Origin of the sequence: Lacrimispora sp. (genome assembly GCF_036758025.1) — a bacterium.
In the GTDB taxonomy this organism is placed as follows: Bacteria; Bacillota; Clostridia; order Lachnospirales; family Lachnospiraceae; genus Lacrimispora.
The window spans coordinates 138,717-148,879 of the sequence record NZ_DAIOXM010000009.1; the positions used below are offsets into that span (position 1 = coordinate 138,717).

Sequence of the window (10,163 nt, forward strand, 5' to 3'; positions counted from 1 at the left end):
ACTTTCCTATACGATAAAAAAGCCCTCTGCATCCTGGGATGCAAAGGGCGAATCAACGCGGTACCACCTTTTTTCATATGGCATACTGCCATATATCTCAAAGCCTTTAACGCAGCCATGCGTGAAAGCCTAATTCCATTGATTTTTCAGCCTTCCGGTTCCGAAGCTACCTTCCGTACATACTGCCTTAATCATCTTTCAGCCGGTGGATGATTTTCTCTTTCAGGGTTATGGACGTACTCCTCTTCTTCTCTACCTTTTCATATATACTTTGTAATGATAGTGTTTTTTTGCAGATTTGTCAAGGGTTTTGCAAAAGACCAACTCTCTGTGTTTATAAAGTAATGCTTTATGCAATGGAAATCATCTTCCGATATCGCTCCAATTGATACCTCAATACTGCCATCCCTCTCGATTCCGGCTCATGTGACAATAGTTCATCCAGTCTGTTATAATCAAGCTTTAAACCAATTCCCGCCTCATAAGCCTGGATTTCTAAACTTGCCGAAAACGGCTGACCGTATACATGTTCAATATTCTCCTCTATTGTTTCTTCCGAAAACATTTCCCAATCACTGAGTAAAGAATTACCATTATCAAAAACAGGAGCTGCCTTATATTCTCCTGTTATGGAATTTACAACAATCCCAAGGTTGTGAAAATGCCGGTCTGTATTTAATACAAGCATATCAAGCGTCAGAATCTGAGAAAGATACTCCGTACAATCTAAGCCTGTGTGATCAATTACAAAATCAACAACAAACCGGATTCTTCCTGAAACATCAGATATAAGGCGAATCCTTTCCTGCAGATTCTCTCCTGTATATAATTCATAAAGCCTTTGGAAACTGAGAAAAGCTTCACCGGTTCCCAAAAAGCTCTCAGAGCGGCATCCCGCCCTTCCATTCACTTTGCATTGCTCATATCTTACAAAATCTTTTATGTTGGAACATTCCAAAACTCTTGATACAAGGTATTCTGCCAGCCCTTCATATCCGGCATTATTCACCTTATACCAGTATCCATCCTCATAATATTTTCTTTGTGCCCCTTTTGAACTGCCCTGTACCATCACAATAGCCTGCGGACTTAACAGATATTCATTCATCTCACCCTCACATCCTCCCACGTCAAATCTTCATCAGGAAACCGAACCCAGAACATGTCTTCATAGGTAACACCATGGGTTATCTTTACCCATTCCCATGGATTATTAGAAGCCAGACCTGCCTGCAATAAAATCTCCTGTAAATCTGCACGTCCATCTTCATAACATCTTCCTTTCAAAAAATCGTATACTCTTTCCAGATTCAATTTATTTCCGCCAAAAGGCTGCTTTATCGAATCCGGGACAAGCTTTTGTATCTCCACATTCTTTTTATCTTCTGAAATGGTGACATTGGCTACAGGTTCATCCATATGCATTACCGTAAAAACCATGATCTCGCCTCCTATATACACTTTTGAAGCAAATACAAGGGATACAAATTTTTATTTATGTCACTTTCCTAAGTGACATTATACCAGACGGGCCGCCACCTTACAATACTTTCACAGCATAATCCCTCTACTTGAAAAAGGACAAATACTCCTCAAAGTATTCACCCTTTTTCACCCATCTAAGACATAATATTCCGGTATTCCTGCTTCCACCTCTGAACCAGCTCCCCGGCTCCCTGGAGACGCTTAATGGGATCCTTCTGGAATAAGTCCTCCAGCTCCTTAAGGCTTTGGGCCTCGTTTGCCGCTTCCTCTGCCTTCTTCTTATCTTCCTCACACTCCAGTTTCACTTCCTCTGTAATCAGGGACTGAAACCGTTCGCTGACTGCCAGGCGGTCATTCCACATGGATAAATAACAGATTCGTTTTAAGACCTCCCCGTTTTTCACCAGATCAAAGGACTTCTGGTAAGCCTGATAAGCCTTATCCGTCATAAATAATCTGGAGTAAGCGGAACCTAAGTTGTTGTAAATCCTGGCCTGAAATACGGCATTTCCGGCACTGCTTTTTGGAAGCTCCAGAATTTTCCTATATTCCTCCACTGCCTTTCCATACTGTTTCCTGGAAAAGAGATAATCTGCCTTTTCCTTTAAAAGCTCATTCTCCGGCATCCTTCTGTAAGCGGCCAGACTCTGCCTGAAGCGGCTCACCTCAGCCGCACCGTAATAATCACATTCCTGCAAAATAATAGCAAGCAGTTCATCCCGGTCTTCTCCGCTCTGCTGCCATTTCTCCAGCTTAGCAGCCAGAAAAGCCATATCCAGGTCATCCCTGATGAAATCGATCAGGCTTTTATCCACAAATCCCTCCATAACCAGAAGGGCATTGTTATAAATCACATAACAAAGTTCCTGGGAAGAATACAGGCGCACTCCCAGGCCCTCAAAATAAAACGGCTGTTTTACCGGTTCCTGCCGGCAAAGAATCAGGCTCATAGCATGACCTCTTGTCTTACCACTGCAGAAGTGGCCGGGAACAAATCTCCAAAGCCCTTGTCCTTTAACACCACTGCCATGGTTTTCTCATCCAAAAACCCAACGCTGATCCCAACCCTGGTGGTTCTGTCGGGCCGCTTGGGAAACCCTTCTAAGGGAATCTTCACCAGCCTCGCCTGCTTGGGGTCCATGGGCGTTACCATAAATTCCACATAATCCTGACCGTCAACAATTAAATCCACGCTGCTTCTGGACTCATACCAGTTATCACCTGCCGAAGCCACCACAAGCTGGTTCTCCCGCTCCTTGTGAAGCACCCTCATGGATACGGTGGAATGAAGCCGTCCCTGGCAGATGCAGATAAAGGAGGTCTTTCCCTGTACATAATCCATGCCCTTAAATGCGGCGCCTCTGGCAAACAGCTCCGGCTCCATGTAGACCTTGCGGCGGGAGCAAAGTACTTTCATGGAATCACTGGCCCACTCATGGCTGCTGAAGCCTTTTCCCGTGAGAAATATAGAGGAAAACAGCTTTTTCTGAAGAAGCCGTTCCGCACAGGAACTTAAAATCTTATCCGCCAGCTTTCCGCCGGAGGGGGTATCCAGAATATCCAGGTTAAAGCTTTCTTCCAAAGCCTGCTCTTCTGCCATTACCACCATTTTGCGCAGACCTCTCTGGATCTTGAGCTCATGGTAATGGAAGGAGTCCTCCGATAAATCAAACACAGCCACCTGATTGCTCCAGACCTCTTTTTTCTGGCTGAGAGCATAATATACAAAGCTTTCCGTATGGCTGATGATGTGAACCCTGTCTCTGGGAATCCCCAGATCATCGGCACAGTACATAATCCCATCCATCAGCTTCCCGTCTACCTTCTGCAAGGTAATCACAAGCTGCTTCACTTCATCGCAGAAGAATTCCTCCATAGGGAGCTTCAGTATTTTCTTTAAAAATATTTTTAAAAGGTCCAGGCCCTCATATTTGGTTCCGCTCAAGGTGGCGGTTCCATCCTTCCTGACCATCTTTATCAGCTTGTCCACAATAATGCCTTCCCCTACCAGGGTATAGGCATACGCCTCTTCTCCTATATACCAGGCATCTTCATCCTTTTTCCGGCAGATGACCGTAGGAATGCACCATGACTTTTCCCTGTCATAGCAGCATATGCGGGTATAGGCATCACATAGGTCAAGCCCTATTATCAGTCCGTCCATTGACAGCCCCCTTACATCAGTGAAAATAATTCTTCTGCAGCAGCATTCTTTTTCAAATACTCCTGCATCCGCTTTTTGAGTCCGTCTTCATCTTTTATACTTAAAGAAAGGCTCATCTCATTGAGACAGGCAAATCTGCTTTCTGAATCCCTTATGGGAAGCCCGGTGCAGCATTCCACACTGCCTTCCTTTTTGAGAACCCATTCCTCTTCCACCAGTTCTCGTATCCGGTATTCCATGATTTCGCCTTCAAACAATATCTTCTGTTTCACGAAAACACCCTGATACATTCGGGAAATATCTTCGCTGTGGAACTCCTCCTCATCAGGAAGAATCCTGATCTGGAGATCTATTTTAGAATCCCTGTCCCCGGAATACTGGATCATGGCCTTATCCATAATATCCTCAGGAATGGGCGCATATTTTGCCAGGGTCTTAAAATAAGGGAACACAAAGCCTTCCTCTAACAGAAAAGCCACTGTCTCCCGGCACAAGGCCGCCTGGTCTTCCTCCAATTCCGGAAGCTGGGAGTAATACTTGGTAAGAGCCAGAAGGTAAATGACCGGAAGTCTTCCCTTTAAAGAAGAAGCCTGTACCAGTCCTTCCAGGTAAGCAAACACCTGCTCCCACAGCTCTTTATCCTCCATAAAATACTCTGTGCATTTGATGGTAAAATACGCCTTAAGAATGGTATCATTGGGCTCCTTGCGGCTTTTATAAAGCTGGAATACCTTATCCAGCTTCCCGCAGCGGCCGGAAAACATCATCTGGGCTGCCAGCCTCTCTTCCAGATCGTAAGTTTCCACATGCTGGGAAACGCCCTCTGCAAGAACAGCATACATCTGGTCCGAAAGCCCGTTAAAATGCTCACACAAATAATCCATAATAACGCTGTCGCCCTTTTCCTCTTTAAAAACCTCATAGGAAAGGTGTAAGAGAAGGGAATCTTCATCAAAGAGCTTCTTTAAAATCATTTTGCTGCAAAGCTGGTATAAATCCTCTGCTTCAATCTCTTCGGTACCAAATTCCCGAAGCATGGAAAACGCCTCTTCCACATGTCCGCTGCGGATAAGAGTATTGCAGACCCCAATCCGCTCCGGTTTGGAAAGAACCTTCTTGTCCAGATTCAGCAAATACCCTGCCCCTTCGTTTTCCTCTTCTCCCGGAAGAGCCTGCTTCTGATAAAATTCAATAATTTTAGAAAGCAGAAGCCGTTTGTAAGCAGGACGCAGCTTGGGATCTTCCAGGGTGTTTTCCAATATCTTTATTTCTTCCCCGTCAGCCTCTCCCTGTTCCAAGACCTTCTGGCAAGCCCGAAGCCTCAGCATGGGATGTTCCGGATAGAGCTCAAAGCAGCGCTGTTCCAGCTCCGGCTTGTCCATGACCGGATCTTTTTTACAGGCAACATTGGCATATCGGTTTCCATAGGCATCCTGGAACAGCAGAATACTGTGTTCAGAAAACAATGGCACATAAGCCACCCCTTCATCCAGAAGAAAAGCATCTTCTTCCTTCATTTCCTCATAGCAGACAATGACGTATTTCATCTTTTTATTGCTGCATTCCACCCGGTAAGACCGGAGTATGGCAGGAAGCACCTTCGCCATAGGAAGGTCAATGACATCCTTTAAAATCATCCGCTCATAAATAACCGCCAGCCGGTTATCGATCCGGGATTCAAAAAGCTGTTCTGTGGCAAACTTTTCAATGGTCCGCTCATAAGCCTGATAAAGAGAGTCCGTCGGCTCTAAATACACCAGAACATTCTTATAAAGAGTGATCCTGCTGTAAAGGTCCAGCTCACTTCCTCCATAGGAGAAGTAAAGGAGCACCTCCTTGGGCAGGAGATAACAGTAATTCTTAGGCAGACTGTATAAATAATATTCATACAGCCTGGTCAGGCTGATTCCGGCCTTTACCCCCTTTTCATACCAGGAAAAGGCATCTCCTATCCGCTGCTCGCCCTTAATCAGCAGGCCGCAGACAGCCTCCAGCACTTCCTTTTCCGGAAACTCCCCATAAAGCTTTAACAGCATCCGGTAATGAAGGCGGTTAAAATGCTTTACATTCAAAGTCAGCCTGGATACGGTCAGAGCCAGTTGTTTCTCCACCAGCCCCATTCCGGCGCAGTGATAGAGAATCTGTATTTCCATAGGTCCCAAAGACCTGAGCATATCCGGTGCGCTGTTTAAAATCCTGCAGCCCCAGACATAGAAAAATGGGCTTCTTACTCCCATATCAAACTGCCGCTTTAACATAGAAAATAAAGAGGGCAGGTTCTCAAAGAGCCTGGAATCCATTTTTAAAATCAGCAAAAAGAGCCAGAACTGTTTCGGTTCTTCCTCCAGATATTTTTTCATAAGACGGATTAAGGACTCTTTCTGGTATTCGTCCGGCTCCGCTTTTAAACGCAGGTACTGGTAATAGCAGTACAGCTCCCTTTTTTCCTGGCGCTGGCTGAGAATCTCATCCCTGCATTCATCCAGGTACAATACAGCTTTGGAGGGATTCCCTTCTCCCAGACAAATTTCTGCCCGGAACAGCCTGACAAGGCTGGTATCTCCCTTCATCACCTCTATCTCATTGAGAGCTTTTCTCATCCCTTCATAGAGAACAGCCAAATCCCTCTGCCCTGTTTCCTCTTCCAGACGAAGCCGTAAAAAACGGCTGAACGCCTCTTTTGTAAAGGCGTCCTCAGCCGATATCCCGCCGCCTGGATTTCTGACCGCTGTAACCGGAAGGGCAAAGCGTTCTTCCATCCCGTTTATGAGAATCCTGCCCTGATTTTCCCCCTGGTGCATCCGCTCCGGGTGAATGACAAAGGGCACTCTGCACTCATCGCCCTCAAAATCCTGTTCCCCAATGGTTTTTCTGGGCAGTTCTATAAAATCACAATCCGTTGCCACTTCCAGATTCACATAGCCCCAGCCGCTTCGCTTTAAGATCAACCGATCCTTTACAGGCTCCTCCAGCTCTCCAAATCTTCTGGGGCCTGTTTCTGCAGTCAGGGAAACCCGCTCTTTGACCTTTAAGGCCGTAAGAAACTCTTCCAGTTCCTTTCTCCTGTCAGGCCTGCCCCGCAATCCGTCATAGATTGCCTTTACACGCAGGTCCTTCATAAAGGGTGCTGTATCAAAATCCCTATATTCAAACAGCCTTAAGGCCGTGTCCATATCTTTTTTCGCAATGGCTGCAAAGTCCTCTGCCGTCTTTAAATCCCCCAGGGCCTTCCCTGAGGTTCCCAGCTCCACACGAAAAGAATAAGGGACTTCTCTCTCGCCGCCATTGGTAACCAGATAAAAAGCTCCCTTAATCACATCACCATCTTCCAGATAATTGCTGTTTATCTCATAGACCAGATGGTTATATGTACCGCCAAAGGCTCCGTTTAAAAGCCTGACGCGGTAATTTGAGGAATATGCAAGTCCTTTTATATGTAAATTGTTCTCGCTGGTAACGACAACCTCACGCCTTGCCGCCCCGCCTGAGCGGACCACATCATCAATTCCCGATGGGGTTACCTTAATCTTTGGAATTTCTGAATCAATAATGCCTTTTGACAGCCTGTTGATCCGTTCTCTCATAGTGCCACCTGTATCTTTAATTTGTCCGCTCCCTCAGGCAAAATGGTATGGCCTAAAGGGGCTTCCTTCTCTTGTTGGTTTATTTTCTTATCAATTACACTACATTCTACCATATTTTCTATTGATTTAAAACCCTAAAATTGGTATGATAAATAAAAACTGTTGAAAAAAGGACGAACCCATTATGACGACCAATGAGAAAGCTTTATTGCTCCACAAGGAATGGAAAGGAAAGCTGGAAATAACCGCAAAAGCAAAGGTAAATTCCAGAGAGGATTTGGCCCTGGCCTACACTCCCGGAGTAGCGGAACCATGCAAGGTTATTGCCGAAAATCCCGATGCAGCATACGACTATACCATCAAATCCAATACCGTGGCAGTTGTCTCCGATGGAAGTGCTGTTCTGGGCCTGGGAAACATCGGCCCCCTTGCAGCTATGCCGGTTATGGAAGGAAAGGCTGTGCTTTTCAAAGAATTCGGAGGGGTGAATGCCATCCCCATCTGCCTGGACACCCAGGATACCGAGGAAATTATCAAGACTGTGGTAAATATTGCACCTGCCTTTGGCGGCATCAATCTGGAAGACATCTCAGCTCCCCGCTGCTTTGAGATCGAAGAACGGTTAAAGGCTCTCCTTCCCATCCCCGTATTTCACGATGACCAGCACGGAACAGCCATCGTTGTTCTGGCAGGTATTATCAATGCCCTGGAAGTGACAGGCAAGAAAAAAGAAGAATGCCGGGTAGTGGTAAACGGAGCAGGCTCCGCCGGGGTCGCCATTACAAAACTTCTCCTCACCTACGGTTTTTCCCATGTTACCATGTGCGACAGAGTTGGAATCCTGGCTAAGGGCATGGAAGGTTTAAACTGGATGCAGGAACAGATGATGGATGTGACCAACTTAGAAGGAAAACAGGGTTCTCTGGCCGATGCCATGAAGGGAGCCGATATTTTTATCGGAGTATCTGCCCCCGGAATTGTCACTCAGGAAATGGTCGCTTCCATGAACCAGGACTCTATCCTCTTTGCCATGGCAAATCCGGTTCCTGAGATCATGCCTGATCTGGCAAAGGCTGCCGGTGCCAAAGTTATAGGAACCGGAAGGTCTGATTTCCCAAATCAGGTCAATAATGTACTTGTATTCCCAGGCATTTTCAAAGGCGCTTTGGAAGGAAGATCATCTGCCATTACAGAAGAGATGAAGCTTGCCGCCGCTGCTGCCATTGCCGGCCTTGTGGACCCTTCCAAGAGAGATGAAAACAACATTCTGCCGGAGGCCTTTGATCCCCGGGTTGCAGAAGTTGTGAGCCGTGCGGTCAGGGATCATATCCGGTCATAGACGCCGCCCAGCCTTAAACGCCCGTATCACCGGGTAAAAATTACGGCGCATAACATGTGCCACTGGAGGTAACCATGCTGTCAGAACCTATGACCCTGTACAAACTGATGATTTTATATATGCTGAAGCAGGTAAATTTTCCCCTGACAAGCGCACAACTATCCAACTTTTTTCTGGAACATGAATACACCACTTATTTCACCTTAAACCAGGCCCTTAATGAACTGCTGGAAGCCAAGCTTCTCCATGTGGAAACCAATCACAACAGCAGCCGGTATGAAATCACCAGGGAGGGGGAAGAGACCCTTTCTTTTTTCGGTAACAAAATTTCACCTGCCATCATTAATGATATAGATGAATACTTAAAGGAAAACAAGTTCCGCCTTCGCAATGAAGTGGGAATCACCGCTGATTTCTATAAATCCACCAGTCAGGACTACATCGTCCGCTGTCAGGTAAGGGAAGGAAAAAGCAATCTGATCAACCTGGAGCTTTCCGTTCCTGACAAGGCCCAGGCAGAGATCATGTGCGACCACTGGAAAGCAAAAAGTCAGGAAATCTACGCATTTGCCATGAAAACCCTGATGAGCGGTTCTTAAAACTTCATCAGACAGAAAGGGGATTCATCTTGAATAAGATCCAGAAAAAAAGAACATTGCTTCAGGAAATCAACTACAAATACATTCAGGAACAGAAAAAGCTGAAAAAGAAGAGATTCCGTCTGAAGACAAGGCTTATGCTGACCATTGCTCTTCCTATCCTTCTGGTCCTGATCTCTGTCAAGGCGGCACAGACCTTTATCCGGATCAAAGTGAGAGAGCTCTTTGCCAAACCTCTTCCTGAAAAGGTGTCCGGCAAGCCATCCCAGCCGGTTCCCGTTCCTAAGGAGCCTGTGGAAACAGAAATCCTTCATCCTGAGCCGGTTTCCAAAGAAAAGTAAAAATAAAGCTGATCCAGTGAATCTCTCCTGAATCAGCTTTTTCTTTATCCCTGCATAAATCTGCTTAAAAATTCTTTTGTAGTGGTCTTTTTCGGATTTCCGAATATATCAGCCGGAGGCCCCTCTTCTTCGATGACTCCCCCTGCCATATAAACCACATGGCTGGACACATCTCTTGCAAAGGCCATTTCATGAGTAACGATAATCATGGTAAGGCCTTCTTTTGCCAGGGTTCTCATAACAGCCAGAACCTCTCCCACCATCTGAGGGTCCAGAGCAGAAGTTGGCTCGTCAAAGAGCAGCATCTCAGGTTCCATAGCCAAAGCTCTGGCTATGGCCACCCTCTGCTTTTGTCCGCCGGAAAGCTGCCTTGGCTTTGCATTGATATAGGGAGCCATGCCCACCTTTTCCAAATACATCATAGCCTTTTTTCTGGCTTCTTCCTTATCCTTTTTTAAAACCTTTACCTGGCCTGCCATGCAGTTCTCCAGAACAGTCATGTTGTTAAAGAGATTGAAGTTCTGAAATACCATTCCCACCTTGGTCCGGTAGGAAGGAGCGTTCATCTTCCTGTCCGTAATATCCACATCGTGATACAGGATCTCTCCGCTGGTAGGTGTTTCCAAAAGATTTAAACAGCGCAGAAGTGTT

General features: G+C 46.0%; 9 protein-coding genes and 1 other annotated feature. Of the genes, 3 read left to right on the forward strand and 6 right to left on the reverse strand.

What is annotated here, in order from left to right:
* Positions 1–40 precede the first annotated feature (40 nt).
* Positions 41–262 (reverse strand) — a binding site (T-box leader).
* A gap of 87 nt (positions 263–349) precedes the next feature.
* The 5 genes from V7M78_RS10055 to V7M78_RS10075 form a co-directional block, all read right to left on the reverse strand.
* Positions 350–1,108 (reverse strand): hypothetical protein, encoded by a 759-nt coding sequence (locus V7M78_RS10055; protein WP_333649026.1) that lies wholly within the window; start codon positions 1,106–1,108, stop codon positions 350–352.
* The gene (locus V7M78_RS10060; RefSeq protein WP_333649028.1) at positions 1,105–1,440 is read right to left on the reverse strand and encodes a hypothetical protein; all 336 of its coding nucleotides are present in this window, start codon (positions 1,438–1,440) and stop codon (positions 1,105–1,107) included. Before V7M78_RS10060 ends, V7M78_RS10055 begins: the two co-directional genes overlap by 4 nt.
* 179 nt (positions 1,441–1,619) lie before the next feature.
* Positions 1,620–2,435 (reverse strand): hypothetical protein, encoded by an 816-nt coding sequence (locus V7M78_RS10065; RefSeq protein ID WP_333649031.1) that lies wholly within the window; start codon positions 2,433–2,435, stop codon positions 1,620–1,622.
* Positions 2,432–3,649, reverse strand: a complete 1,218-nt coding sequence (locus tag V7M78_RS10070; RefSeq protein WP_333649033.1) for a DUF5716 family protein — start codon at positions 3,647–3,649, stop codon at positions 2,432–2,434. The genes V7M78_RS10065 and V7M78_RS10070 overlap by 4 nt, the downstream gene beginning before the upstream one ends.
* Before the next feature lie 11 nt (positions 3,650–3,660).
* Complete coding sequence (locus V7M78_RS10075; RefSeq protein ID WP_333649035.1) at positions 3,661–7,233, reverse strand: DUF5717 family protein; 3,573 nt, start codon at positions 7,231–7,233, stop codon at positions 3,661–3,663.
* A gap of 184 nt (positions 7,234–7,417) precedes the next feature.
* Here V7M78_RS10075 and V7M78_RS10080 point away from each other — a divergent pair, with 184 nt between their 5' ends.
* The 3 genes from V7M78_RS10080 (at position 7,418) to V7M78_RS10090 (ending at position 9,512) form a co-directional block, all read left to right on the forward strand.
* On the forward strand, positions 7,418–8,572 hold the full coding sequence (locus tag V7M78_RS10080; protein ID WP_333649037.1) for an NAD(P)-dependent malic enzyme: 1,155 nt from the start codon (positions 7,418–7,420) through the stop codon (positions 8,570–8,572).
* Between the two features lie 74 nt (positions 8,573–8,646).
* Positions 8,647–9,171, forward strand: coding sequence for a DUF4364 family protein (locus tag V7M78_RS10085; RefSeq protein ID WP_333649038.1), 525 nt, complete (start codon positions 8,647–8,649; stop codon positions 9,169–9,171).
* A gap of 29 nt (positions 9,172–9,200) precedes the next feature.
* Positions 9,201–9,512 carry a hypothetical protein gene (locus V7M78_RS10090; protein WP_333649040.1) on the forward strand — a complete coding sequence of 104 codons (312 nt, stop codon included), beginning with the start codon at positions 9,201–9,203 and terminating at the stop codon, positions 9,510–9,512.
* Between the two features lie 44 nt (positions 9,513–9,556).
* Here V7M78_RS10090 and V7M78_RS10095 read toward each other — a convergent pair.
* A partial coding sequence (locus V7M78_RS10095) for an amino acid ABC transporter ATP-binding protein (RefSeq protein ID WP_333649042.1) occupies positions 9,557–10,163 on the reverse strand: 607 nt, incomplete at its 5' end.

Bases quoted from the DNA above. Each gene is read 5' to 3' on its own strand.
- V7M78_RS10060 (WP_333649028.1), bottom strand. From the start codon at position 1,440: ATGGTTTTTACGGTAATGCATATGGATGAACCTGTAGCCAATGTCACC.
- V7M78_RS10065 (WP_333649031.1), bottom strand. From the start codon at position 2,435: ATGAGCCTGATTCTTTGCCGGCAGGAACCGGTAAAACAGCCGTTTTAT.
- V7M78_RS10085 (WP_333649038.1), top strand. From the start codon at position 8,647: ATGCTGTCAGAACCTATGACCCTGTACAAACTGATGATTTTATATATG.
- V7M78_RS10075 (WP_333649035.1), bottom strand. From the start codon at position 7,233: ATGAGAGAACGGATCAACAGGCTGTCAAAAGGCATTATTGATTCAGAA.
- V7M78_RS10055 (WP_333649026.1), bottom strand. From the start codon at position 1,108: ATGAATGAATATCTGTTAAGTCCGCAGGCTATTGTGATGGTACAGGGC.
- V7M78_RS10070 (WP_333649033.1), bottom strand. From the start codon at position 3,649: ATGGACGGACTGATAATAGGGCTTGACCTATGTGATGCCTATACCCGC.
- V7M78_RS10080 (WP_333649037.1), top strand. From the start codon at position 7,418: ATGACGACCAATGAGAAAGCTTTATTGCTCCACAAGGAATGGAAAGGA.